A 26,426-nucleotide genomic window follows, 5' to 3' on the forward strand; every position below is an offset into this window, starting at 1 on the left:
AATCAATGAAATTAAAGCTCTAATAAATATACAAAATAGGTATACCATCGTTTACATAAAAAAGCGTACGTCTAATGATAAAGAGGTACGCTTTTTTTACATTATTTTCCCATCAAAAACCAAGCCGGTTTATGCTTTGTCGTCCGATTCCCTTTCGCCACATAGCGAAAATAAATTTTATATTCTTTTAGAGGGAATAAAATTTCGTTAAGCTCCCAATCGCCGATGATCCATAATGCTCCGCCGCAATCGCGCTTATCTATCACTTCAACATTTTGTTTTTTCAAATATGTCATAAGATCAAATTGCGGTGTTCCTGCCTGCTCTTGCTGTACATCTTGTTTGGATGTTATTTCATTTTTCTTGTTTGTTTTCGTTTTTGATTTTCCATTTGTTACGTATGAACCAAATAAAAACCAAGCTGCTTTTCCTTTCGTTACCTGGTTTCCTTTTGCCGTATAACGAAAGAATATTTTCTTCTCTTTTAATGGGAACAAAATTGCATTTAACTCCCAGCCGCCAAGCACCCATAATGTACCTCCAAATTCACGTTTGTCAATTACATCTAAATTGTACTTTTGAAGGTATGGAATTAAATCAAAAGTTGTATCAAGTACCGGTTCCGTTTTCTCTTCATTTGAAGTAACAACTTTTGTTTCTTCTTGATTTTTGAGAACGACATTAAGCATTTCTTGCTGCTGCATCATTCCGAATACTTCTTGTATCGTTGTTTGAATGGATGTTTCAATAGCTTTTTCCACTGTTTTACTTAATAGTTCTGTCAATTCATCGTTATGAACCTCGGCTGTCTTTTGCGGCATCTCTGGATCTCGATATTTTGGAGCTTGAAAGTTTACATCGCCATACGACTCTATAAACCAAACTGCGATTTTAAAAACAATTCGATACATTCGGATTGAATCTACCATACTTCCGTATTGGGCATCATGAGCAGCCTTATTGCCGATGGAACGGATTAAATCAAAATAACCAAGGAATGTTTCATCGATAATTCCTTCACGAAATAACTTATGTATGCGTTCTACATGCTTTATCTCATATACACTTTGTAAGTTTTCTTTATCCCAAATCTCTTTTGTGACAGCTTCTCCAAATAGACGAGCCTTCATAATTGCTTCATGGGGATCATCGTAGACGCTTTTTTCTATGCTATATGCAATCTCGGCTAGATTGAGATGCTGCGGTTGTAAAAAGGAGAGTACATAATTATCTTTCATGACGCCCTCCCGTTGTTAATTTTTTCTATATATATAACTATAAAATATTCCCTCCGATTGAACAACGGCTAATTTTAAACAAAAAACGTACTTTTAAATTATTTCTTATTCGGATTTTTGATATTTAATAGGTTTATTATATAGCGAAAAAACCCGCAATGCCCTAAAATCCGGACATTACGGGTTTTTATAGTTATACAAGAACATTCTCTATGCATTATAACGATTTCTTCTTCGTTCCATTCTCGTTTGTCCTTGCGCTGTTCCAACATCATTATGTTGCTCTGTTGGCGTTGCACTGTAAGTTGGTGCTGTTTCTTGATGATTTCGTTCATACGTACGAGTGTCTCGCTGTTTAGAAGATTTTTTACCGAACTTAAGCATTTTAAATTTTAATCTTGGTAAACTTGGAATGCGAATTTTAAATGTAGGTCTCATTCGCTTCTTTTTTTGTTTAAATGTGCTTGTTTTTTCTTGCTTACTATTATCACGATGCAATGCGTTTGCAAGCAATCCGCCGAGTAAGAAACCTGCCACTAAAATAACTAAATACAAACGTTCTGAAGTGAGTAGGTTCATCAATCGCTGAAGAACTGCTAGTGATTGAATTTGTTTTATATCCCAAAGCATTGCGCCCCATAATGCGAGTAATCCTAGCGTAATGGCATATGTACGGAATCGGAATAAAAATGGGATTACAGCAATACATGCAGCAATTTTTGCGTTTGCTATTAAAGAATCGACTGTTATGTATTGATTCCAAATTGCCAGCAAGAGTGTGATAAATGCTGCGTAAGCTATCCAGCTACATATTCGTGAATGCATTCGTTTTGCATGATAACTCCCAAAACTAGTTAAAAACAATAACCCGCCTATATATAATGATAATTGTAGCGGCATTTGTTTCATTATACCTGTAACTGGAAACAGGATGCTGAGCACCATTAACAGTACATCAAGTTTTTTCACAATTCTCAATCCCTTTCAGTTTTCTAACTTCTATAGCATAATAGTATTTTTCTGTTTTGTATACATACTTAAAAAATATATTAATCCTACTTATACCAAAAAGTAAATAAAAAAACATGACGATAATTGACAATAGATTATTACTTTTATATGAGGGAATGACAAATCCCGCTTTTTATAAATAAGCGGGATTTGTTTCATCATTGTATGTAAGATTATATATTGTCTTTTCGATATAGATTGATCACATCTTTTAAAGCTGCGGCTGCCGCTCCTCTTGGATTGGAAGCTCCGCCAATGGAAGTCACTGATCCCATCGTGTCTGTATAAAAAGTAATTCCTTTTTCGGTTCCGGTCACACTTGCGAGTGAGTGGTTTGAGTCTACTGCAGATGGTTGTACTTCTAGCTGAACTTTACCGTCATCGTCCATGTAAGCTCTTGCTAGTAGTTTGATTTGTTTTCCTTGTTCTTTTGCTTTCTGGATATCTTGTTTTGATACGTTTTCAATTCCTTTCATACTTATATCTTCAAGTGTATATTCTGTATGTAATAAACTATTCGATAGCAATAATAATTTACATGCGCTATCCATTCCGCTTACATCTAATACAGGATTTGTTTCAGCAATTCCTTTGTTTTGCGCTTGTTGCAATGCTTCTTCATATGAAGTGTTGTCTTCATGCATTTTTGTTAAAATGTAATTTGTTGTCCCATTTAAGATGCCTTCAACACGCTCAATTTTGCATCCCGCTAGGCTAAACTGACCAATATCTAGTGTAGGTAGTGCAGCGGCTGTTGCACCGCTATAACGAATGCGTACATTTGCAACTCGAGCTGCTTTATCTATTTCTTTAAACGATGTAACAAGTGCTCCTTTGGAAATAGAGACAATATCCATTCCTTTTTTTATTGCCTCTAATATATATTCTTTTCCAGGCTCTCCATTTTGAAGATTGGTTGGTGTAGACTCGATAAAAACATGCCCCATCATGTTTTCGTTATAAACCGGATGTTGTTCGATATATCTATGTAAAGCTGCTGACCCTTCGCCTTGTTTAAGTAAACTATCAATGTAAAGCCCCTCTGGATGATATACCTTTAAATCGCGTCCAATAATTCCAACAAGGTTTAACTCTAATCCAAATTCTTTTTGAATAAATGACGATTTTTCATGAATTAGTTTTACAAATTCTTTTCCAACGGTGCCATAACCGGCAAGTATTAATTTGATTTGCATAAGATCCTCCGCTAACTCTTGCATGTTAATTTTTTAAAGGTAAATTTAAAACCAGCTGCGGTCCAATTTTTCCTATGCGGCGTTGTCCTCTGTCTTCAAATCCAACTTTTATATATAATTTTTGCGCTGAAATATTTCTTTCGTTGACTGCCAAAACGATTTCTTCTATGTTCGGAAAGTATGATTCTACATAACTTGGTAACAGTTGCAACGCTCGTTTTGCGTATCCGTTTCCTTGTTCAGTGTAATTGATCGAAAATGAAGTGAGTAACAAAGAGCTTTCTTTAGTTGTATATTCTTGCACACGACTTCCTGATTGCAATGAAAAAATACCTACTGGCTTTTCATCAGCTAAAATAACAATTGGATTTCGGGTTGGATCCTGCTTTACTATGTCTAAAAGTTCCATTGGATGTGCAGTAAATTGCACTTGTTCTTCAGGTAACGTATAGGTTTGTAAAGCTTCTTTATATTTCTCTGTATATGGAACGAGTTGAATAGATTGATTCATTTTCATTACATTTATTCCCCCAGTTATAAAACGTATGTTTCCTTTCATACAAAATCATACACTATTTTTAGGAATAAATGAAATTTTCAGTCTTAAATATATGTATTAGTAAAAATAAAATTAACACTTTTATAATCGTTACCGAATTTCCTTTTCCAAATCTATATAAACAAGTTTTTTCAACTACTAAAATGAATATTACCGATGGGAATTACCAGAAAATTATGTTAGCATTTATTACAACAGATCTTTAATTATCCCAAAGTAACAATAAATGATTTAGGAGGTGCTTTTCTTGGATAAAAAAGTAAAAAGGGATTTGATAAAAATTATATCCGTGACTGTTGTAGGTGTCATTCTTATATTATTAATCCCATATCTTTTTAATTATTTTTCCTAACTTGTCTGTTTTTCCATAAACCCAAAATTTTTTCTCAATGAAAAAACATTAGATTACCTATCTATAACATCTACTATAACTTCATTTTTACATTCATGACCTCTTCATATTTTTAATTTTTAACAAAACATTTTCCACTCATCAGTTCATTTCATCAAACTTTTAAATCAAATATCTTGATTATTCTCAAAAAAATCCCCCTCTAGATACTCAAATCCAAAGGGAGATTTTGTTTTATCGTTTTAAATGTTGATTCGATTGGTCAACTTGTTCTTGTTTTAATTCATTTTGTTCGTCTTTTGGTAATTGTTGATTGTTTTCTTTAACTGGATTGGTCCGTTTATTTTCTAATAAATCATTTGGTACTTGTGGCATCGCACGCCCTACGATTGCCGCAAGTTCATCGAGAATTCCTTCACCAGCTTTTCCTTCTTTAATCCGTTTTCCAATTTGTTTTAAACGCTCGTACGTATCCAAATCGGCCACTACAACTGCATTTGAACCTTGTGGATCATGTTTTAAGCTCTCTGCAACAGAGTATTTAATTGTTTCTACTCTTGTACGGTCTAACTTAGCACCTACATCAATACCAACAATGGAATACTTACCAAGAACAACAGCCGTTGCATCTCTTACACCAGGTATGTTTGAAGCAATGTTTGCAAGATGATCAGCTTTTGTTTCTTCTGTTTTACGCGTATTTTCTTTATATGTTACGTTTCTTGTTGTATATTGATTTGTATTTGAAGTTGGTTTCGGATTAGCTGCATGATCATTCTTTTTTGTACTGCAACTTGCTAATAGAAGTAAACAGATACAAAAGTATAAGGTTTTCCTCAAAGGTGTCACTCCTATTCATTAATCAAAAATTTGTTCTACACTTTGCAGTTTTTGCACTTTTTCTTCGGTACCACTATTGGCATTAATAAAGATTTGATAGGTGTCTTTTCCAAGTGTTCCTAAAAATTCATAACATAGTACCTCTTTATGCAAGTCATTTACAACGATTGCTTCACGCTCTTCCATAACTTTTAAATTAGGATTGATTTTCTTCCGTGCATCCGAAACCGATAGTGTTGGTTTCGGGATTTTTATATCTTTACGAGAAGCTAAATAGTCTCTGGCAGAGAAACCAACAATCGAACCGTCATCAAGCGCAATTTTCATTTGAATGGATTCTGGATATATACGCACATTGTCCCGATTCGTTACGAATGTGAAAACACCGATAGAGTCGTATTGTGAACTTTCATATAACTCCATATTTTTGAATTTATTTTGTTTTAAAAAGGAAAGCCCCTTTTCTCCTGCTTCATTTAAGCTAATCTTTTGTTCTTTTACTTCACGGTTGTTCATAACCCAAACTGGAAAGCCGCCTTTTTCAGTAATGTCCATATTCGTTTCACTATTTGTCTTTGGGTCTTTTACTGTAATGCTATAAAATTTTTCTTTTGCTCCCTTGCCGCTTTTTTCAGCAGAAATCGTTTCAGATCCCTTCAAGCTAAGGAAAGATTTTGCGATATTTATTGCTTGTTCTTTTGAAATTTTTGGACCGGATATGTGCGTTTCACCCTTTTTTGCTGTTTGCAAACTTGTAAACGTTGGTCCAAAAGGGCTTTGTGAATAAGAGTTACTGTTTTTTTCTACTGTTTTAAATCCGTCTATAATCGTGTTATCGGCTGGATTTTTATTAGAAGCAAGCGCTAGCTCAACATCCATCCAACGTAAATTATTTTTTAAGGCTAGATGTTGTACTTTACGCAGTTCATCTTGAATATTTGCAGCATTACTATATAGTTGCTGGAGTGTTTTATATTCCCCGTCATTCAATGGTTCTTTATCTAAATCACGTATAGCTGTACGGTAACTAAATTCTCCGATATTTGATAGAAATTCTTCTGTTTTATTAAACGGGAGTAACGTTAGTGGTAATTGGCCAATATCAGAATGTGCTTGAGATGTGATGCGCCACACATCGGCTAATGCAGGTGATAATGATGTGCGTGAATTCATCGCTAATGTTGTCCCAATTTTGTCATGTAATAAATCGACTTGATAGGCTAAATCATGGAAAGCCCGCTGGTAGTTATTCTCAGCGTGTATTAATACCGCATTTTTTTCTTGGTGCTCTTTATATCCCCAATAACCTGTGCCTACAACTCCAATTGTTAATAAAACAATAAGTAAACCTCTAAACATATCTCATCCACCTCCTAACTAGTGACAAAAAATGTGTCTTCCAATTTTCTTAATTTGTGGGCGGCTCCAAATCCATTTACTTGTTGCAGTATCTGGATTGAAATAATAAATTGCTCCTCCAGATGGATCCCATCCGTTAATTGCATCAAGTACGGCTTTTTTTGCTGTTTCATTTGGTGTTAAATTGATCTGGCCGTCTGCAACAGCAGTAAAGGCGCGCGGTTCATAAATAACGCCTGCGACTGTGTTCGGAAAAGATGAACTGCTAACGCGATTTAAAATAACTGCTGCAACGGCAACTTGTCCGATATAAGGCTCACCGCGCGATTCTCCATATACAGCATTTGCCAAGATTTTAATGTCGTTTTGCGAGTATCCATTCGGAACATTTGTGCCTTTATTTGGTGCTGGTTTATTATTTTGTGACGGTTTATTACCTTGATTTTTCGCTGTGTTACTTGGTTGCTTTTCATATTTGGTAGCTTTTACGAGCTTTTGTTTTGTTGCTGTGCCAACAAGTCCGTCAACCTTTAACCCAAATTTTTGCTGGAAATTTCGAAGTGCCCAATATGTACCCCAACCAAAGACACCATCTACTTTCCCAGTGTAAAACCCAATGTATTTGAGTCTTGATTGTAGTTCGATTACATCTTCTCCAGAAGCTCCTTTTTGAATAACTTGATTGGAAAAAGCCCCTACCTGCTTTTCATGAACACTACTTACCAACAAAGTAATCGCCACCGTAATAAGTAAAAGCGGTACTTTGAAGAAAGCTTTACGCTGCATAGTTCAACCTCCTTTGAATATGACGATGATTTCGAGGTTATTTTTTGTAAATAATGCGGTTTTATGTAACAAAGACAAAAAAAGGCATATTCATATGAATATGCCTAAGTGTAAACACTATAAAGTGAAACTTTAATCAGTGGTTTTTTTTCATCCCCCGCTAATTATTAGCCCTCACCAATCGGACTTTTGCGGGCAGTAATACTCCCACAAATAGCGGGATAAAAAATGCTATAAAGGAGCTTTAATATGACACGGTTATATACTCGTTTATTTATATGTATCAGTCTTGCTGCAATTGTTTTATTTATTTATAAACCTCTCTCTGCTGTTCATGCGCAGCCTCCATATGCGAAATGGGGAAAAATTGCGGTGCAAAAGACGAAAGAAAAATACCCGCAAGCTGATATTATCGATTATCTTCATATTGGAAGAAGACCGAAAACAGTAAATGTATCGGTTGAAAAATTCAAGTTATGGTTGCGTGACAAGAGCGGAAAAGAATTTGGAGTATTTGTTGATGTAGAGTTTGATGCAAAAACAGAAACATTTATCAACATTTCATTCAAAGAAACTCCGAGATAAGAAAAAACGGCATGCCAAGAAAAGAAGTTATTTTCTTGGTAAGTGTCATATAAGGTAAACCCTATTCCATTGCAGAAGTCTAGAAATCATGGCTTTAAAATCGTATGTAGTATAAATTCAGTGAGCGGTTTTGTTGCTTTACAACATGATTGGACGAACAAAACCTGTCTTTTTAGTGCATTTCTTGTAAATATTTCACAAACAGTTTGAGAGGTACTAATCCTCGTTTAGGCATTTGACTGCTAATAACTGCAGTGAGCTCTAATTGAGGCACAATTAAAATATATTGCCCGCCGTATCCCATCGCAAAATATGTATGGTATGGCACGTTGAACGTCTCTCTATCTAACACCCACCAGTGATATCCGTATGCTCCAATATGATTATAGGTAGTAAATCGGTTTTGATGCGATTGTTCGATCCAGTTTGAAGACACAAGTTGCTGTCCATTACAATAACCGTTCTGTAGACAGAATAGACCGATTTTCAGCATATCTTTTGGTTTCATTTTTACGCCAAAACCACCCACAAAAATGCCCTGTGGATCTTGTTGCCATTCATAGTTCGTAATGTGTAACGGTTCAAATAAATATTTCTCAGCAAACGCCGCTGTTGTCATCCCTGTCGCCAGTTGCAAAATGTAACTTAATACATGTGAAGAACCAGAATTGTAGTTCATTTTTGTCCCTGGTTGCTTGGTGATCGGTTTATTAAGAATATAGTCAATCCAGTTTTTTGACTCGACGAAATCATTTGGGAAAATAACACCGTCACCAAACTCTTTCCAGTCCTCTCCCGTTGTCATCGTTAATAAATGATACATTGTTAGTATTTGCTTATCTTTTGGCATATTTGGAATCCACTCTACAATGGGGGTATGAATACTATGGATAAATCCTTTTTCAATTGCAATGCCAATTAGAATAGAGACAATACTTTTCGTTATGGAATTAATTTTATATACACTTTGTGCACATTTCTCTGTTTTATAATATTCTGTAACGATTTCACCTTGTTGATAAACGAGAAAAGCATTTACTTTTTTCTTTTTCAATGTATGTTCTAATTCTGACAAGTTCAATAGAAACTCCTCCATTACTACTTAGCGCTAATTTGACTTATTATAACGAAATTTAATATGAGAAACAAAAAAAGAGTAGATTTTTTCTACTCTTTTTAGGGGTCCTGACGCATGCCCATCAAGCTAACATCCCATAATACTCCCCAGAACGAAAAACTTGTGCATTTTGCTCGTTTTTATTGTATTGGGGTAACCCATTCTTTTTAGCTTGATAGTGATGTAGTGCTATCCCTAAATGAATTTATTACTTTTCAACAACTTTATTATTCAGTAACATATTGGATTGTTTTCCTATACACTTATCATATCTTATCCAAATTAATTTTCTTTTTTTCTTTCGAGCTGTCCAACTCTTTTGTAGTTTTTTCCCTAATCTCCATATCCACATCATGACAAGAACCACATATCCTAATATACACAACGGGTTGATAAAATATAATCCTATTAATTCAGTTAACCACTCCACTAAAGACCCTTCAGGATTTATATCTAACGCAAAAAGGTTCCACACAAACCACATTATTGTATTGAACCAAAAACTACGTAGTAATCCTGTATTAAACGTGCCGTTTCTCTTATTTTCTTTTCCTTTTAATAAGTAGGTATTAATTACAAAGGCAATGGCTCTTATAAATACAAACGGAACAACTTAAACAATAAAGAAGAAATTGATAAAGTCTTGCCGTGGTCAACGGATTTACTGTCTAGATGCAGAGTACCGAAAAAAAGTGAAATAATCTTGTCCGGCTATTAAGACCAACACAAGCCATTATTTACTAAAAAATATTGTAGAAACTTTTTTTAAATGATATTTGTCCAAACCATATTTATTCATATTTCATATGATGATTCTAGTTAGATAATACTAACTAATAATTTAAACCCAATTTGGAGGGATATTGGAATGGATGATTTGAAAAAAATGATTTCTTCAACACTTGATGGAAAACAAAAAAATGAAACATTCAATATAGTACTTTCAGATATTTTAAATAGAAATGGTATAACAGATTCATCTCTAAAAAAATTACCCTCAGAGAAAAAAGCACAAATCAAAAAAATCTTTTCTGAATTACAAAATCAAATTAATAATATTTTAGACTAAAAGGAGAGAGTTTATGTCCGGAGTTTGGTATCCAAACCAAGATAAAAAGTGGAACGCACTAGATTCTTCAAAGCCTCATCCATCATTCTACGATCCAACAATTTCAGAAGAAGCTAAGCAAAAAAATAAAATTTATCAATTATCCGAAGAATATATAGCGATTGTTGATTCCGCTGATGTTCAAGTTACTACAACAGATACAAAAGTAGCACTATCGATTCAAGCCTCATTACAAGCAGCAATTATTGCTATTTTAAGCATATCTATCGCAGATAGCGAAAAAGCTGATAAAATTGCACAAGAGCTTTTTCAAAAATCAGCTATTTCACAAGTTAATAAACAACGTACTATTATTAGAAATTCTAGAAATGTTTCAGTAACTACTACAGATACTGATATAGCAGTAAATATTCAAATCCTTCTTCAAATTTTACTAGCTTTATTAGTTAAACTAAACGTTTTATAAAGATAATTTAACTTTCCTAGCAAGGTTGTAAATAAAACACTTCCCTAATTCCCCTCCAATTGGGATTTTTCACTTGAAGCTTTGTTAGACTAACTAAACATTTATAAACACATCACATACAAAGAAAGATTTTTCTACTTATTTAGAGCGAATATATTATTAACATCATATAGGAATTTACAACAGTATCCTTATTAAACTAAATGGATATAGTTTAATAAGGATACTGTTAATTCAAATTTAAATAAATTCCTACTTAGGGGGAAAGTGGGCATTTTAAACTTCAATTATTATAAGAAGAATCCTTGGCTTTCTTTTTGTATGTTCATATAAAAATTGTCCGAGTGTTTCTTTTATTTCTTTTTTAATAATGTTCCACTGGTTAATATTTGTTTTTTGTAAATTATTAATGATTGTTACAGCTAATTGATTAATTTTCTTCAAAAAATCTTCCGAATCACGTACGTATACAAATCCACGAAAAATTATATCTGGATCAAAAATCATTTTTCTATCTGTTTTACTAAGAGTTATGACTATAACAAGCATACCATCCTCTGAAATCTGTTTACGGTCACTCTTATTAGGGGTCACCTTACATACCCATCAACTTAAGAATTTTATAACGCCCCCAAAACAAAAAAATTGTATATTTTCATCTAAAGATATCAATTTTCTCATTTTGGGGTATTCGCTTTTCTTAGCTTGATGGGCATGCAGCTGTACCCCATTATGTGAAATATTCCAATTTTGCATTTGGAAAGAACTTTTTCATATAAGAATAAAGGTGATTTTTTATATCTTCTTCTTCTTCTTTTTGATAAATATATTTACCAATCCCATATTTCCCCCATTTATATCTTCTTCTCTCTTCATCTAATTCTAATTTTGTCATAGGGTAGTTTTTTTCAATTACCCTCTTAGCAGGCTTTGTAAAACGATGTTGAATAAATTCAAATGTAATATCATCTCTTACATCAAGGGGTAATTCAGCATCGAGACGTTCAAACATATGATAGTAACCGTCCTGCCAACCTTCATGAAGATAGATAGGAGCCACTATGAACCCTAACGGATATCCTGCTCTGGCTACTTTTCCCGCTGCTTCAATTCTTTTAGCTAACGGGGAAGTACCTGGCTCAAAGTTTTTAATAACGTAATCAGCGTTTACACTAAACCGAAATCTTGTTTTCCCATTATGTTTTACATCAAGCAAATGATCCACATGATGAAATTTTGTAACAAATCTCAGCTTTCCATATTCAGATTCTCCAAAATGCTCAATTGCATGTTTAAGAGTATGAGTTAAGTGATCAATTCCTACAATATCTGATGTACACGAAGCTTCAAATCTTGTCAATTCAGGTACGCGAGCCTCCATATATTTGTCAGCAGTTTCTAGAATTTCGTCAACATTTACATAAGTTCGGATATACGGCTTACTTCCCATCGTTGTCTGTAAATAACAATAATGACAATGTCCCATACACCCCGTTGCAAAGGGAATAGCATACTCTGCTGAAGGCTTTGAAGTATCAAATTTCAGTGTTTTTCTAACACCAACGACAAGAGTAGATTTTGCTACTCGATACTTTTGAAAATCGTTTTCGCCTGGCAAGTCTCTCACTTGATTATGGGAAGTAGTATGACGAATTTCAACATCCATATTTGAAAATTTCTCATAAAGCTCTCTCCCTAATGGATAATCTAATGCTTTGGGTTCAAAGTATACAAGTTTAGGCATAAACGGGTTATTCATTCTAACATCCCTTCTGAAACACCCCCATAATAGTAGGTATAGGCTTGGTTTGCCTCTTCTTCAGTAGAATAAACAGCCATCTCATTTGTTAGTGGATAATAAGTTTCATAAAGAAATAATGCTAATTCATTTGGTCTCTCAGGATTATTGACAACTGCTGCAGCTTGTATATTTGCTACGTCCTGAGTGTGGGGGTTTCGATAAAAAATATAAACAATATCTCCAGCATGATAAATATTACTTTCATTAGAAAATTCCATTTTATCACCTTTTCTTTTTATAAAATTCAATGTGCAAAGTTATACATTATAAATTTTTTCCTATAGTGGATAAAAATATGTCTTCTTTTATCCAGAGGAAATTGGATTCTACTAATTACAATCTTATTTGAGGTGGGCTGAATAGAAAAACAATCTTTATTTTAAATTCCATTTATAATACAACCTATGAAGCAAATTACTCAATTTATAATAGAAGCATTTTATTTATTAATAAATTTAAATTTTATAAAAGGAGAGACGCTGTGTCTCTCCTTTTTATCCATACATATTTAAAGTTAACGATGAACTCCACCGCCAAGTTGTTGTTCAGCCATTGCTACTAGACGTTTTGTGATTTCACCACCAACAGAACCGTTTGCACGAGCGGTTGCGTCTGCACCAAGTTGCACGCCAAATTCTTGTGCGATTTCATATTTCATTTGATCAATTGCATTCTCAGCACCGTGAACTAATAGTTCGTTACGACTTCCGCTATTATTGTTTGTCATATTGTGTCACCTCCTATGTTTTTAATATGATAAAAAGTAATTGAAAATACATATTCCTTTTTTTGTTATCAATTTTCCAGTTTATTAAAGCATAAATAATACATATATTTCACAAAATAGTATTGTGTAGGAGAGCGAAATAAAAAGTGTTTGCCATAGGAGTATCATGTATGAAACAGTCCTCCAGAACACGATGAAAATAGGTTGTGCTTTATAAAGGCACAGCCTATTTTTTATTAAGGAGTTTTCTCCTACATAAAAGTTAAAAGAATGGAGGAATACTAATGAAACATATTGTTGCTTTGTTAATTAAATACACAGCTATTAGTGCTGTATTATTGATGATACTAAGCATTTTCCAAGGTATTTCAATTCCAAGAATATTATTTCTTTCATTGGTAATTACTGGGAGGCTTATTTAATAGGAGATTTATTTATTTTACCTAAGTATGGAAACATGGTAGCTACCATTGCTGATTTGGGTTTGAATTTTGTAGGAATTTGGGTATTAACGTATCTTGTAAAAGATATAGACATAGATCGTAATATTGGAGCATCTGCTTTTTTTGTAGCTTTGCTTATCAGTGTGGCAGAAATATTCTTTCATATCTATATGAAGAAAGTTGTTTTACATGAAGACGACCACTAATATTAGTCATAATAAATATGCTATGGAGATTTCTGACGAGTATGTAGACTATTCTAAAATAAACAAGGTTCATCCATCTAGAAAAGTGGAGGATGGAACTGATAAATTGAAATAAAAAAGTGGCTTTCAGCCACTTTTTTATTTCAATAATTAAGCTTGCTCAGAATTTCGAACATGTAATGGTGGAGGAACTACCCACCCCTTCTTCTTGCTTAACCGTAGTAAAGTTACTCCTGCTTGCGCTTTCTTCATGTGAAATTGTCCAAAAAGCATGCCTACATCTTCTCGAAGACATTTTCCCATCACTTGACTACAAGTTACTAGTCCTGCTGCAAGACCTGCTGCAACAGTTGCTGCGATTTCAGCATCATTGATGCGTGCACCAGGAGGAATGTCTTCAATAGAAGCAACCGGTCTTTCAGGAGGTGCTGGTGGTAAAGCCACTCCATTTACCTTTAAAAGGGTTTTTAGCTCTTCTATTTCAGGAGTCATATCATTCTCAATTAAGTTTTGTAAAAACTTTTTTAAATCTTCATCACCTGTGTGATTCATAAATACTTGATGTCCGGCAACAGCCCCTTGTGCGGCAAGAAGATAACTCCAAATATCAAATACTTCTCCATAATGTAAAGGTTCATTTTGAGGATTTCCACTTAATACACCCATTTTAAAAAGCCTCCCTTTCGAAAATATCATCATAAGTATATTTTTCAATATTGAAAAGAAATTTTTAAGTATGTTTTTTCCTACAAAGAACTTTTTATCATGCATGGGAAACACCTTCCCAATAATGTGTGTTTGTAGTCTAGTAAAGAAATTTGCAAACAAAATACCCAAAGATTATTATGGAAGATTATCAATAATCTTTGAGTGAAAACTTTTTTGCTATGAGGATTTATTTTTAAAATAAATACACATAAGAAATTGTTTTAAATATTTGCTACGACTTATACCAATTCACTCTTATTTATAGTTAAAATTAGCGATTAATTCCACCGCCAAGCTGTTGTTCAGCCATTGCAACTAAACGTTTTGTGATTTCACCACCAACAGAACCGTTTGCACGAGCGGTTGTGTCTGCACCAAGTTGTACACCAAACTCTTGTGCAATTTCATACTTCATCTGATCAATTGCATTCTCAGCGCCTCGAACTACTAATTCATTACGACTTCCGCTATTATTGTTTGCCATATTGTATCACCTCCTATGTTTTTAATATGCTACGAATCATGAAAAAATAATTATCCCTTTTTATGGTAATTTAGTTTCTTTTCATTATGAATAAATATGGATTTTCTTCTTAAAATAAGGCTAGGGAAAGAAGGGGTTATGAAATACTTTCATACAATGTTATGTATTCCTCCAGATTTATTTCTAATCTCCCTTTAATAACTAAGAAAATGATTGCTGTAGTCCAAAGAGATAAATATAAAGTATGTTTTGAGAAAATGTTAAAAAAGGAGACATGTAATTATGAAAGCTGTAACCTATCAAGGGCCAAATCAGGTACAAGTTAAACAAGTTGAGGATGCGAGATTAGAAAAAAAAGATGATATTCTTGTAAAAATTACTTCGACCGCTATTTGTGGATCTGACTTACATTTATATCAAGGTAACATGCCTTTACCCCAAGGATACATTATTGGGCATGAACCGATGGGAATTGTTGAAGAGGTGGGGCCTGATGTCACTAAAGTAAAAAAAGGAGATCGTGTTGTTATCCCCTTTAATGTTGCTTGCGGGCATTGTTTTTATTGCCAACATGAAATGGAAAGTCAATGTGATAACTCAAATCCTCATTATGATTCTGGTGGATACTTTGGTTATACAGAGAAATTTGGTAACCATCCAGGTGGACAAGCTGAATATTTGAAAGTTCCTTTTGGTAACTTTACTCCCTTTGTTATACCTGAATCATGCGAACTTGAAGATGAATCCCTGCTTTTTTTATCCGATGTTTTACCGACCGCTTATTGGAGTGTAATAAATGCAGGTGTAAAGTCAGGTGACACTGTTATCGTACTTGGCTGTGGACCTGTTGGATTGATGACACAAAAATTTGCTTGGATGAAAGGTGCTAAGCGTGTAATTGCAGTTGATTACTTAGATTATCGGATAAATTATGCAAAAAAGATTAACAATGTTGAGGTATTTGAGTTTACAAAATATCCCGATATGGGAGAACATTTAAAAGAAATTACACATGGTGGATCGGATGTGGTCATTGATTGTGTAGGCATGGATGGAAAGAAATCACCTTTGGAATTTCTTGAACAAAAACTAAAATTACAAGGGGGAACTCTCGGTCCTATTCAAATTGCTACAAAAGCCGTACGAAAATATGGAACTTTCCAAATGACAGGTGTTTATGGTGGCAACTATAATGCATTTCCACTCGGTGCATTTTGGGTTAGGAATATTAACCTTAGAATGGGCCAAGCACCTGTCATTCATTTTATGCCTGAACTGTTTGAAAAAATAACAAAAAATGAGTTTGATCCAAGGAAGGTCATTACACACAAAATTCCCCTTGAAGAAGCGAGCTACGGGTATCAAATTTTTAATAACCGTGAAGACAATTGTATAAAAGTTATTTTGAAACCTTAAAGCTACATTCCTTTCTAATCGATTATTTTTAATGCTAAAGATAAGATTAAATTCTACTTTATCTAGTACAATTTAATTTACATCTTACTATTTCTTATATTATTGTAACGTCTGATTCACAGGCTGATAAATACTTGCTATAGCTTTTATTTCAGAATCTGGTGCTAGAGATAACGGATAATAGCCTTTTTTCACCATGTATTGCCAAATATCATACGCATGTCTACTACTATTTAAAAAAGATTTTTCTAAAAAAGATCTCAAATTTGGATTCGCACATTCTAATACAGCTCCATCATAATTTAATGCAGCTGATTTTTGATTTAAGAGATAGCCCATAGCAATTGCTCGATCATTGGGAGGTTCTCCATTTATACTAGGTGTAACAGGTGGATATTGTTCAAGCGGTGCTTTTAAATAAGAAATCAATACTGAATTTAACTTAGAGGGCTGGAAACGCTCAATAGCGGGTGTACTTTAATTTTAGACAAATTCTACTTTTAAATTATAGTCTTCAATATGGAGTGGAAAATGATGCTGTAATAATTGTATTAATTCTAAATCTTATGTTTGCTGAATGTATGTACTCATCGTATTAATTGTATTGTAACAGCCAACAATTAATTCACTTAATGTAGCTAGTTGCATTTTTAAATCCTGCTTTTCAAAGTATTTTTTAGTCTCTCCCCAAATACAGAAAATATAAGAAATGCATATGAATTTTCTTATTACCTCATAATATATCTATTCATTTTCTTTTTATGAAAGGAGAAGATTTAAATGCATACGGTATGGAAAGGTTCTCTTTCACTTGGATTATTAAACATCAGCATTAAGCTATATAGTGCTGTAGAAGAAAAAGATATTAAATTTTTAAGTCTTCATAAGGAATGTCTTACTCCCATTAAATATAAAAAGATTGCTCCTGATTGTACGGATACTGAAGTAAGTGATGAAGAAGTTGTAAAAGCTTATGAATATGCGCCGCATAAATATATAATTGTTGAAGATAAAGAATTAGAAGCACTACAAAAAAAAGATGAGCCGCGAATAATTCGCATTTCATCTTTTATCCAAAATAATGAGATTGATTCAATTTCTTTCGATCGTTCCTATTTTGTGGGTCCTATCCATGGGAATGAAAAGCCCTATTTGTTATTAAAAGAAGCTTTAGAGAGAACAAATAAACTTGGTCTTATTCATATTACTATCCGTAAGAAACCGCATCTAGCTATTATTCGTAGCTTCCAAGAAGGCCTTATTCTACAGACTATCCATTATCCTGATGAGATTCGGAATATAAAAAACATGCCCGGTCTTCCGAAGAATGAAGAGCACCCGATTCAAAAACAAGAATTAACTACAGCAATAAATCTAATTCATCATCTAACCACTCCATTTGAACCTGAAGAATATGTAGATGAATATAAAGTAACGCTTGCTGATTTTATAGAAGAAAAAATCGAACAACAAGAAAAAAATGAAATTATATATTCTAATCCAAATATCATCAATATTATAGAAATATTAAATGCTAGTATTGAGCAAGTAAAACAACAGAAAGACAAGAAAACAGAAGGAATAAACGAAAAAAAAGCCACATGATTGTGGCTCTTTTATCTACTTTTAAAGAGGGTTACACTTTTGCATCTCCAAACCAGATGATTGTGCTAATTTTAATAAATAATAGCATTCCTCTCTTGCAATGAAACATCTTTCGTAAATTTCTTCAAAGCTGGAAAATGCTTAAGTTCTGTACGTAAATACCCCGTCATTTCAACAGCTTTTAAATAAAACTGCTCAAAATGTTTGGCGTACATCTCACTCTTCTCTTTCAATCGTTTTTCTATAAGGTCTAACTCACCTGAAATTGAACCAGCATGACCAGCCGCATCCGTTAAGTTCTTTGAAACCAACTAGACGTTCGCGTATCATTAAGTTCTGGATGTTTTGGAATGCTGCTTTTATATTATTATTTATCTTATTCAAAGAATTCTTTGAAATTATTTTTAGATTTAAGTATTTGTATTTTTCTATCGATGACAATGGATTATGTTACTTAAAATACATGTGTTATTTATAAGAACTTATTTTCTCTAATCCTGAACATGGTTAGGAAATTTTTTTCTATACTAAGCATTATTGTTAAGCGTTTAATTTCTTTAAGGAGGAACATTTTAATGGGTGTTTTAAGTGGAAATCCACAACATGAACCAATGCATTACGGAGAAGTCTTTGGAATTTGGAGTTATCTTGCAGCGGTACAAGGTGCAATTGCTGGTTATCAAGTTCTCATTAACCATACAGGAGATGAGGACTTAAAGAAGTTTTTAGAAAACCTTGTAGAAAATGATATCCAATCAGAAGTTGAAGAATTAAAAAATTTATTAAAATTAAATGGTATTGCATTGCCACCAGCACCTCCAGAAAGACCAGTTGCATCTATTGAAACGATCCCCCCTGGCGCTCGTATTAATGATGCAGAAATTGCTGCTAAAGTTTCTATGGACCTTGCTGCTGGTTTAGTAGCATGTAGCCAAGCTATGGGACAATCTCTTCGAGAAGATGCAGGAATGATGTTTAGTCAATTCCATATGAAAAAAGCACAAGCTGGAGCTATATTGCTTCGTATGAATAAGAAAAAAGGTTGGATTATTCCACCTCCATTACATGTTCAATAATCAGAACAAGCATAGTATTTAATAGTAATCCAATTTCTTTTTGTTATGATTGTTTTTAACCTGGATAAGAGTATAAACATTTTAGAATTTCGTAAAAAAAGATGGAAAACAAAGGATTTGAAACTAAATCTCCTAATCTTATGGATGAAAAAAAGTCGAATACTTCTAGTCAAAATAAAAAGAAACTAATTAAAGATCATGATATAGAAGTTAGTATTATCATTCCCTCTTATAATAAATATCCGCTAAATTTATTAACTTTATATTCTTTAGATAAACAAACATTCGACCTTTCAAAAATGGAAGTCCTCTTTATAGACGATGCCTCAACTGATCAAACTTTACAGATATTACAAAATCATCAATTTTCTTATCATTTTAGGTATTTTAAATGTAAACGAAATCTCGGTAGAGCGAAAGTTCGAAATATTGGCATTAAATATTCAAGGGGGGATATTCTTATATTTTTAGATGCAGAAATGATTACAGAGCCTGAATTTGTTCAAAATCATTTTAAGTATCATCAATTAATGGATAACTTAGTTTTATCAGGAGGTATGTATTATAACGCAGTATATTCTTGTATATTCCCGGAATTTGATCGCGAACAAATAAAAGAAATATACACCAAGACAAAAAATAATCAAGTGCTCTACGACCGAATTGAAAACTATAAACATTCCAACATGATCGCTTCATATCCGTTATTAGAAAGAAAAGACATTGATACAAAGCTTTATAGAGAATTAAAAGTTAAGACCCCCTCAGTACATTGGTATAATACAATACTAAATAATTTTGATGCGCAATTAAATGGATTTCATTTTCCATGGATGGCCTTTTTAACCGGAAATGTTTCCTTACGTAAAAAGTTAATTGAACAAGTGGGAAAATTTGATGAAAATTTTATAAATTATGGTTATGAAGACTGGGAGTTAGGATATCGCTTATATAAGGCTGGAGCTAAATATTTAGTTAGTAAGACTGTTACAGCTTATCATCAAGAGCATCCTGTTGGAGAGAACAGATGGCAAGAAGCAATGAGGAATTACCACTTATTCACACTAAAACACCCTGACGTAGACGTTCTTATTCTTGGCCTAGAGCTTGCTCAAATTACAGATTTATTAATGATGAACAAAGTATTAGGCGAGTATAAGTTACTCGTTCAAAATCATCCAAATGAGTCACTATCTTTTCGAAAAAAATTCATTGAGATTCTAAAAACTATTGTACTATTGTTAAAGATTGATATTCGACATATAAACATATTAAACGCAGTAGGTTTTGACTTAGATCAAAGAAATGAGCTTTTATCTGATGTCAATAAAATTAAAAACTTAAAAGCGTATAACAATTTGATTTATATTGTAGAAAAAATTATTGGACCAAAATTAAAATAGAGAGGGTTCCTAAAATAATTGCAGAAGTTTAAATCTTTATATTTTATTATCCTTTCTTTGACTAAGTTATATATTATATTAGGGGTGGAAAAGTAAATGGTTTCAATCATTACTTGTACAATAAGAGAAGAGTATATAAAGAACGTTTTTAGAAACTATGAACAGCAAATATGGAAAGATAAAGAATTAATTATTATTTTAAATAAGGATACTATGAATTTAAGTAAATGGAAAAAGAAAGCTGAAGATTATCCTAATGTCAGTATATTTCAGCTACATGAACAGGCAACTTTAGGCGATTGTTTAAATTTCGGGGTGGAGAAATCTAAGTATGATTATATAGCCAAATTTGATGATGATGATTACTACGGTCCATACTACCTAGCTCATGCGATACCCGAATTTAATAATAAAGATATTGCTATTTTAGGTAAAAGCTCTTATTATGTTTATTTTAAAAATAAACAAGCTTTGATGTTGGTATCAAATACAGAAAAAGCCTTTACTGATTCTGTAGCAGGAGCTACACTAATCTTCAAAAAAGACGTATTTAAAAAAGTTCAATTTGAAAAAGTAAATAGAGCTGAAGATTATTTTTTTATAGATACCTGTAAAAAGAATGGTTTTAAAATCTATTCTACTGATAGACATAATTTTGCTGTTATACGTCATGACAACAATAAACACACATGGAAATTATCTGATGAAGACTATATGCAGTGGGGTGAAATTATCACTTATACAGATGATTTCCGATCATTTGTTGAACGTTCTAAATTTCCATATAAGTAATCTTTAGGAATAGTGACATGGTTCCTGTTATAGATCTGAAAATAAAAACATAGAGATTTTTTTATCTCTATGTTTTTATTTTGGCCCTGTTAAACGATTAGGTACTTTATCTAGACATGAAATTAAATGAAATTCCAATAAGGCGAAACTTCTTTTTGCTGAAAGTGTTAATTTGTATATTTACTCTATATGTCTAAATTAAATAGTAAACAAATAGTTTACGAGATATTGACAACAGAAGACTTAATCTCACTCTTCGCGTTTCCAAGGTGCTTGGCAAGGGTCGCCATATTCGTCTGAGTATAGGAAAAATGCTGGATCAGCTAAATCTTTTGTTACACCATCAATATGAAAACAAGCATAAAAGCTTTTTCATAGAGAAAACTTTTATGCTTATCTTTTAATCGTTTATAGTTTTGTCCGAATAGCCCAAAGCTCTGGGAAAAATGATTGATCAAGCACACGTTTTAAATACGAAACGCCTGATGAACCGCCAGTGCCCATCTTATGACCAATAATACGCTCTACCGTTTTCATGTGACGGAAGCGCCACTGTTGCAGCCAATCTTCAATATCGATTAGCTTTTCAGCTAATTGATATAAATCCCAGTATTTCTTCACATCTGAGTACACTTCTAACCACGCTGCTTCTACTGTCGCATCGACTTCATACGGTTGTGTAATATCCCTTTGAAGAACGCTTTCGTTAATTGGGAAGCCTTCTTTTGCAAGTGTTTGAATCGCAACATCATATAGACTCGGTGTATGAAGTGCCTTATGTAGACGAGCGTGCAACTCTGCATCTTTTTCATAGATTTTAAGAACATGTGGTGTTTTATAACCGAGTGCAAATTCAATCATGCGATATTGATACGATTGAAATCCGGATGCTTGACCAAGTGAATCACGGAATTCAATATATTCAGATGGTGTGAGCGTAGCAAGAATATCCCACGACTGAATAATTTGCGATTGAATTTTTGAAACGCGTGCCAGCATTTTAAAAGCAGGTGCAAGATTATCATTTTTAATGGATTCAATAGCTGCTTCTAATTCGTGTAAAATTAATTTCATCCAAAGTTCACTTGCTTGGTGAATCACGATGAACAACATTTCGTCATGATGGTCAGAGAGCCGCTTTTGACTCGAAAGTAAACTATCTAGTTGTAAATATTCCCCGTATGTCATATTATTGCGAAAATCTGTATGAATCCCCTTCTCCATAATCACTTTTTCATTTTCGTTCATGTGTGTACATCCTCTCTATGCAGTATATACTTATTTTTATAATGGTTTTAATACGGCACGCACTGGACTACCGTCTGCATCTGTTAGCGAAAGCGGCAAAGCAATAAGTTCGTAGTCCCCATCTTGTACATTTTCTAAAACAACATTTTCTAAAATATGAATTCCGTGTTTAAATAACTCATGGTGTGCTGCCAATTCTTTATCATCAAGCGGATCCACAGATGGAACGTCCACACCAATTAAACATATTCCCTTTTCATAGAGAAAGGGTGCAAGATCCGCACGTAAATACGGAATCGCTTCAGGGAATACATGTGGATTTGTTTTCGATGAGGTTCGTAATAATAATCTACTAACCCCTTCTAAATCATACTTTTCAAGTTCTTTTGCTCCGATGCTTTCATGACCTGTTACATCTATAACTCGTGCAGGGCCAATGTAAATGTTAATGTCTAAATCACTTACTTTTTTACCATCATTATCAAAATGAAACGGCGCATCAATATGTGTGCCAGTGTGAATACTCATCGAAATTTTCCCAACATTTACAGAACCGCTCTGCTCTTTTGTCCATGAAACTTCATAAGAAAAAGGTGTATCGCCAGGCCAAGTGGCAATATCATTGCTTAGAGGTTGAGAAATATCAATCCACTTGTTTTCTTTCATTTTCACGCCACAACCTCTCGTTTATTTTCAAATTGTTTATACTCCTCTTCTGCCATAATTTTCTTCAAAATTTGGACAGCGTTCCATACTTCTTCATACGTATTGTATAAAGCGACAGGAGCTAAACGAATGCCATTTGGTGCGCGAAAATCAGGAACAATTCCATTTGCCTTTAATGCTTTGCAAATCCGCGCTGCTTCTTTATGTTCTAAATAAATGTGTCCGCCTCGTTTTTCATCCTCTAACGGATTACCAAGTGTAAAGCCCATATCTGTTAACTCATGTTGGATAAGGTTTATCATATAACGTGTCATATGTAATGATTTTTGTCGTAAGCGCTCTAGACCTGCTTCTTTAAAAATTTCTAAAGAACCGATAAGCGGTGCAACACTTAATACGTGCGGTGTTCCAATTTGATAGGCACCGGCATGCTCAGCTGGTGTAAGTTCGTGCTCCATATCAAACTGTTTATCTTTTCGAGAGCCAAACCAACCTGCTAATCCTGGTAGACGATTGAAATGTTTTTTATTTACGTACAAGCCGCCAACACCGCCTGGCCCGGCATTTAAATATTTATAATTACACCAAACTGCAAAATCGACGTCCCATTCTTGAAAATGATGCGGAATAGAACCGATAGAATGGCAAAGATCAAAGCCGATATGAATACCGCGTTTATGTGCCTCTTTCGTAAGAAGTTTCATATCTAAAATTTGTCCGCTTCGATATAACACAGCTGGAAGTACTATGAGTGCAATATCTTCTGTCATTGCTGCAATGATATCTTCTTCATGTAGCGTTCTTCCATCCCTGCTTTTCACCTGAACGAGATGCTGGGCAGGATCCAAGCCTTTTAAACGAATTTGGCTTTGCAAAGCATAAATATCAGATGGAAATGTTAATTCATCGGCAAGGATTTTTATTTTTCCTTCTTTCGGCTCATAGAACGTAGCAACAACTTGATGTAAATTCGCCGTCGTGGAACCGGTTACAATTACTTCTTCGGACGTGGCGCCAATAAGAGGAGCACTTAATTCTCCTAATTGCTCGGATAAGAAATACCAAGGATACTTCCCTTCTGTCCAACCATCAATACCGAATTGTTTCCATGAATCTAGCAATGTTAATAAAGACTGCTCAGCTCGTTTTGACAAAAGTCCAAGTGAATTTCCGTCTAAATAAATAGTTCCTTCTTTTTTATAAAATTCATGTTGAAACGATGCAAGCTCATCATACCGATCACATTGACGAGCATACTCGCAAGATGATTCAAATGGTTTTGCGTACATTCTGTCACCTTCCCCCTGAATTTTCTCTTAATTCTAATTAGTTAAAATATATCACCGAAGCTGACATAGCGTCAATGACATAATGTCAGTTGACATTATATTACTGTTTCCCCTACAATAAAGTTAATTTTTCTGATATTTCAGTATAAAGGTGTGATACATATGACTAAAGATACTTTTTCGGCAAGACAACGCCGTTCACTAGAAACAAAAAAGAAATTATTATTGGCTGGCCGTGAAGTATTTATCGAACAAGGATTCCAAAAAACAACCATTTCCCAAATTATAAAAAAAGCTGAAACAGGATATGGAACAGCTTATGTATACTTTAAAAATAAAGATGATTTACTCATTGTGTTAATGGACGATGTGATGAATCAATTTTATATGATTGCAGAACGTGTTTTTCAACCAACAACAAGGAAAGAAGCTCATCGTATGATTCAAAAGCAAGTTCATGCATTTTTACAAATGGCAGAAACGGAAAGGCAACTACTACAAGTTGTTGAAGAAGCAATTGGTACTTCTAAAGAAGTTCGAAACCGATGGAATGCTATTCGAGAACGATTTATTGAACGAATTGTTCAAGATATTACATATTCACAAAACAACGGTTTAACACGTACCGATTTGAATTGTTTTTTAGCAGCAAGAAGTTGGTTCTTTGCGAATGAAATGTTTTTATGGGAAATTGTACGAAATGAACGAGAATTTTCTCTCGAAGACATTGTATATACATTAACGGAAATGTATATGGGCGGGCTTTATTCATAAAAATTAGTTTGTCTATACTGTTTAGATTATTTATAGGGAATAAAAGCATTTTAATAATATTTCCCTGGCAAGCGCATATTTTGACATATAAAAAGCAAATTCCCTAAAAATCTACTTTTTTATGCAAGAATATAAATATATCTATTTCAATAATCTATTGAATTCTCCTTCCTCCTTTCGATATGATGAAATCAAACTGAATTTCAATAGAAAGTGAGAAACAAATGACAGAAAAAATCGTGATTATTACAGGGTCATCAAGCGGATTTGGACTTCTTACATCATTAGAATTTGCTAAAAAAGGCTATCTTGTCATCGCTACGATGCGCAATGTTGAAAAACAAACAAAATTGCTTGAACAGGCAGCGTTGTTACATGTAGAGCGTAATATAAAAGTCCATCAGCTTGATGTAACTTCTCAAAAGTCTATTGAGAATTTTACATCTTTTATAAACAATCTTGGACGTGTAGATATACTTATTAATAATGCAGGCTACGCAAGTGGTGGTTTTGTCGAGGAAATTCCACTTGAAGAGTATCGTAAACAATTTGAGACAAATGTATTTGGAACTATCGCAGTAACGCAAGCTGTTCTTCCAATCATGAGAAAACAAAAGCGAGGGAAAATTATTAATGTTAGTAGCATTAGCGGAAAAATGGGATTCCCTGGCCTCTCCCCTTATGTTTCTTCTAAATATGCCCTTGAAGGTTGGAGTGAATCTCTTCGTCTAGAAGTAAAACCGTTTGGAATTGATGTTTCATTAGTTGAACCAGGATCGTATAACACAAACATTTGGGAAATCGGACAAAAACTTGCAGAAGCTACTTCTGAAACAGAATCTCCTTACAAAGAATACATGAAAAAAATTGAACAACATATTCATAACGGGAGTGAGAGTTTTGGAGACCCGCAAGATGTTGCTGAGAAAATCGTAAGTATTGCACAATCACAGCATCCAACTTTACGTTATCCTATTGGGAAAGGTGTAAAGTTAATGATTCTATTAAAAAATCTGCTGCCGTGGAAATGGTGGGAGTTTCTCGTTTTAAAACGGTTTAAATAGTGTCAAAAAGACAATATAATCTTATCAAAACTAAATTATAAAAAATATGGGGTGATACATATTAGTCATGTATCACCCTCTTAATCTTTGTTTTACATAGAATAAGATGTTTAAAAGTGCTCTAAGATTTAAAATAAACATTACGC

The 26,426-nt window shown here is 33.7% G+C and carries 27 protein-coding genes and 4 pseudogenes; 11 read left to right on the top strand and 20 right to left on the bottom strand.

Features of this window, described 5'->3' with window-relative positions; translation table 11 throughout:
- Positions 1-101: 101 nt before the first annotated feature.
- The 7 genes from MR076_RS10585 to sleB all read right to left on the bottom strand — a co-directional run bounded on the left by MR076_RS10585 (position 102) and on the right by sleB (position 7,341).
- Entirely contained in the window at positions 102-1,238 is a 1,137-nt protein-coding gene (locus MR076_RS10585) for a DUF4145 domain-containing protein (RefSeq protein ID WP_242220447.1), read from the bottom strand.
- 210 nt (positions 1,239-1,448) lie between these two features.
- Positions 1,449-2,207 carry a DUF3959 family protein gene (locus tag MR076_RS10590; protein ID WP_242220448.1) on the bottom strand — a complete coding sequence of 253 codons (759 nt, stop codon included), beginning with the start codon at positions 2,205-2,207 and terminating at the stop codon, positions 1,449-1,451.
- Between the two features lie 215 nt (positions 2,208-2,422).
- Positions 2,423-3,445 carry a homoserine dehydrogenase gene (locus MR076_RS10595; protein WP_242220449.1) on the bottom strand — a complete coding sequence of 341 codons (1,023 nt, stop codon included), beginning with the start codon at positions 3,443-3,445 and terminating at the stop codon, positions 2,423-2,425.
- A gap of 25 nt (positions 3,446-3,470) precedes the next feature.
- Positions 3,471-3,962: a GNAT family N-acetyltransferase gene (locus MR076_RS10600; RefSeq protein WP_396021691.1), complete on the bottom strand. Its 492-nt coding sequence runs from the start codon at positions 3,960-3,962 to the stop codon at positions 3,471-3,473.
- Between the two features lie 628 nt (positions 3,963-4,590).
- Complete coding sequence (locus MR076_RS10605) at positions 4,591-5,196, bottom strand: YhcN/YlaJ family sporulation lipoprotein (protein ID WP_242220450.1); 606 nt, start codon at positions 5,194-5,196, stop codon at positions 4,591-4,593.
- A gap of 18 nt (positions 5,197-5,214) precedes the next feature.
- On the bottom strand, positions 5,215-6,555 hold the full coding sequence (gene ypeB, locus MR076_RS10610) for a germination protein YpeB (protein WP_242220451.1): 1,341 nt from the start codon (positions 6,553-6,555) through the stop codon (positions 5,215-5,217).
- Between the two features lie 18 nt (positions 6,556-6,573).
- On the bottom strand, positions 6,574-7,341 hold the full coding sequence (gene sleB / locus MR076_RS10615) for a spore cortex-lytic enzyme (RefSeq protein ID WP_242220452.1): 768 nt from the start codon (positions 7,339-7,341) through the stop codon (positions 6,574-6,576).
- Between the two features lie 249 nt (positions 7,342-7,590).
- Between sleB and MR076_RS10620 the strand changes: the two genes are divergently transcribed.
- A complete protein-coding gene (locus MR076_RS10620; protein WP_242220453.1) occupies positions 7,591-7,926 on the top strand; it encodes a YqzG/YhdC family protein in 336 nt (111 codons plus the stop codon).
- Between the two features lie 172 nt (positions 7,927-8,098).
- On the opposite strand, the gene MR076_RS10625 is transcribed toward MR076_RS10620, so the two are convergent.
- Positions 8,099-9,007, bottom strand: coding sequence for a serine hydrolase domain-containing protein (locus tag MR076_RS10625; protein WP_396021692.1), 909 nt, complete (start codon positions 9,005-9,007; stop codon positions 8,099-8,101).
- 244 nt (positions 9,008-9,251) lie between these two features.
- Entirely contained in the window at positions 9,252-9,473 is a 222-nt protein-coding gene (locus MR076_RS10630; RefSeq protein ID WP_242220455.1) for a hypothetical protein, read from the bottom strand.
- Between the two features lie 438 nt (positions 9,474-9,911).
- On the opposite strand from MR076_RS10630, the gene MR076_RS10635 reads away from it, so the two are divergent.
- Entirely contained in the window at positions 9,912-10,112 is a 201-nt protein-coding gene (locus MR076_RS10635) for a hypothetical protein (protein ID WP_035431128.1), read from the top strand.
- 13 nt (positions 10,113-10,125) lie between these two features.
- Entirely contained in the window at positions 10,126-10,578 is a 453-nt protein-coding gene (locus MR076_RS10640) for a spore coat protein (protein ID WP_242220456.1), read from the top strand.
- A 276-nt stretch (positions 10,579-10,854) separates the two neighbouring features.
- Here MR076_RS10640 and MR076_RS10645 read toward each other — a convergent pair.
- The 4 genes and pseudogenes from MR076_RS10645 to MR076_RS10660 all read right to left on the bottom strand — a co-directional run.
- A pseudogene (locus MR076_RS10645) lies at positions 10,855-11,154 on the bottom strand (ribonuclease J); the annotation flags it as partial.
- A gap of 154 nt (positions 11,155-11,308) precedes the next feature.
- Positions 11,309-12,337, bottom strand: a complete 1,029-nt coding sequence (splB, locus tag MR076_RS10650; protein WP_242220457.1) for a spore photoproduct lyase — start codon at positions 12,335-12,337, stop codon at positions 11,309-11,311.
- Positions 12,334-12,597: a transcriptional regulator SplA domain-containing protein gene (locus tag MR076_RS10655; RefSeq protein WP_035431117.1), complete on the bottom strand. Its 264-nt coding sequence runs from the start codon at positions 12,595-12,597 to the stop codon at positions 12,334-12,336. Before MR076_RS10655 ends, splB begins: the two co-directional genes overlap by 4 nt.
- A 296-nt stretch (positions 12,598-12,893) precedes the next feature.
- The gene (locus MR076_RS10660) at positions 12,894-13,106 is read right to left on the bottom strand and encodes an alpha/beta-type small acid-soluble spore protein (RefSeq protein ID WP_098916878.1); all 213 of its coding nucleotides are present in this window, start codon (positions 13,104-13,106) and stop codon (positions 12,894-12,896) included.
- Positions 13,107-13,390: 284 nt separating this feature from the next.
- On the opposite strand from MR076_RS10660, the pseudogene MR076_RS10665 reads away from it, so the two are divergent.
- Positions 13,391-13,870, top strand: a pseudogene (locus MR076_RS10665) (YndM family protein).
- A gap of 35 nt (positions 13,871-13,905) precedes the next feature.
- Here the strand turns inward: MR076_RS10665 and MR076_RS10670 are convergent.
- Positions 13,906-14,421 carry a DUF3231 family protein gene (locus MR076_RS10670; protein WP_242220458.1) on the bottom strand — a complete coding sequence of 172 codons (516 nt, stop codon included), beginning with the start codon at positions 14,419-14,421 and terminating at the stop codon, positions 13,906-13,908.
- Positions 14,422-14,734: 313 nt separating this feature from the next.
- On the bottom strand, positions 14,735-14,947 hold the full coding sequence (locus tag MR076_RS10675; protein ID WP_035431108.1) for an alpha/beta-type small acid-soluble spore protein: 213 nt from the start codon (positions 14,945-14,947) through the stop codon (positions 14,735-14,737).
- A gap of 282 nt (positions 14,948-15,229) precedes the next feature.
- On the opposite strand from MR076_RS10675, the gene MR076_RS10680 reads away from it, so the two are divergent.
- The gene (locus MR076_RS10680; protein ID WP_242220459.1) at positions 15,230-16,363 is read left to right on the top strand and encodes a zinc-dependent alcohol dehydrogenase; all 1,134 of its coding nucleotides are present in this window, start codon (positions 15,230-15,232) and stop codon (positions 16,361-16,363) included.
- A 99-nt stretch (positions 16,364-16,462) separates the two neighbouring features.
- Here the strand turns inward: MR076_RS10680 and MR076_RS10685 are convergent.
- A pseudogene (locus MR076_RS10685) lies at positions 16,463-17,011 on the bottom strand (spore coat protein).
- A 132-nt stretch (positions 17,012-17,143) separates the two neighbouring features.
- Between MR076_RS10685 and ku the strand changes: the two are divergent.
- Complete coding sequence (gene ku / locus MR076_RS10690; RefSeq protein ID WP_242220460.1) at positions 17,144-17,968, top strand: non-homologous end joining protein Ku; 825 nt, start codon at positions 17,144-17,146, stop codon at positions 17,966-17,968.
- A 21-nt stretch (positions 17,969-17,989) separates the two neighbouring features.
- Here the strand turns inward: ku and MR076_RS10695 are convergent.
- Positions 17,990-18,264: pseudogene (locus MR076_RS10695) on the bottom strand (DUF2935 domain-containing protein); the annotation flags it as partial.
- A gap of 279 nt (positions 18,265-18,543) precedes the next feature.
- Here MR076_RS10695 and MR076_RS10700 point away from each other — a divergent pair.
- The 3 genes from MR076_RS10700 to MR076_RS10710 all read left to right on the top strand — a co-directional run bounded on the left by MR076_RS10700 (position 18,544) and on the right by MR076_RS10710 (position 21,239).
- Positions 18,544-19,044, top strand: coding sequence for a DUF3231 family protein (locus tag MR076_RS10700; RefSeq protein WP_242220461.1), 501 nt, complete (start codon positions 18,544-18,546; stop codon positions 19,042-19,044).
- A 101-nt stretch (positions 19,045-19,145) separates the two neighbouring features.
- Positions 19,146-20,447: a glycosyltransferase family 2 protein gene (locus tag MR076_RS10705; RefSeq protein WP_242220462.1), complete on the top strand. Its 1,302-nt coding sequence runs from the start codon at positions 19,146-19,148 to the stop codon at positions 20,445-20,447.
- Between the two features lie 96 nt (positions 20,448-20,543).
- Positions 20,544-21,239 (top strand): glycosyltransferase family 2 protein, encoded by a 696-nt coding sequence (locus MR076_RS10710; RefSeq protein WP_242220463.1) that lies wholly within the window; start codon positions 20,544-20,546, stop codon positions 21,237-21,239.
- Between the two features lie 408 nt (positions 21,240-21,647).
- On the opposite strand, the gene kynA is transcribed toward MR076_RS10710, so the two are convergent.
- Genes kynA through kynU form a run of 3 tightly spaced genes read right to left on the bottom strand, consistent with a single transcriptional unit; the run spans position 21,648 to position 24,442 of the window.
- Positions 21,648-22,487, bottom strand: coding sequence for a tryptophan 2,3-dioxygenase (gene kynA / locus MR076_RS10715; protein ID WP_242220464.1), 840 nt, complete (start codon positions 22,485-22,487; stop codon positions 21,648-21,650).
- 36 nt (positions 22,488-22,523) lie between these two features.
- Positions 22,524-23,153 carry an arylformamidase gene (kynB, locus tag MR076_RS10720; RefSeq protein WP_242220616.1) on the bottom strand — a complete coding sequence of 210 codons (630 nt, stop codon included), beginning with the start codon at positions 23,151-23,153 and terminating at the stop codon, positions 22,524-22,526.
- A gap of 2 nt (positions 23,154-23,155) precedes the next feature.
- Positions 23,156-24,442, bottom strand: a complete 1,287-nt coding sequence (gene kynU, locus MR076_RS10725; protein ID WP_242220465.1) for a kynureninase — start codon at positions 24,440-24,442, stop codon at positions 23,156-23,158.
- A gap of 162 nt (positions 24,443-24,604) precedes the next feature.
- Here kynU and MR076_RS10730 point away from each other — a divergent pair, with 162 nt between their 5' ends.
- Entirely contained in the window at positions 24,605-25,216 is a 612-nt protein-coding gene (locus MR076_RS10730; protein ID WP_242220466.1) for a TetR/AcrR family transcriptional regulator, read from the top strand.
- Positions 25,217-25,440: 224 nt separating this feature from the next.
- On the top strand, positions 25,441-26,280 hold the full coding sequence (locus MR076_RS10735; protein ID WP_242220467.1) for an oxidoreductase: 840 nt from the start codon (positions 25,441-25,443) through the stop codon (positions 26,278-26,280).
- Positions 26,281-26,426 lie beyond the last annotated feature (146 nt).

Origin of the sequence: Bacillus cereus group sp. BfR-BA-01380 (assembly GCF_022663535.1) — a bacterium.
Classification (GTDB): Bacteria; Bacillota; Bacilli; order Bacillales; family Bacillaceae_G; genus Bacillus_A; species Bacillus_A cereus_BB.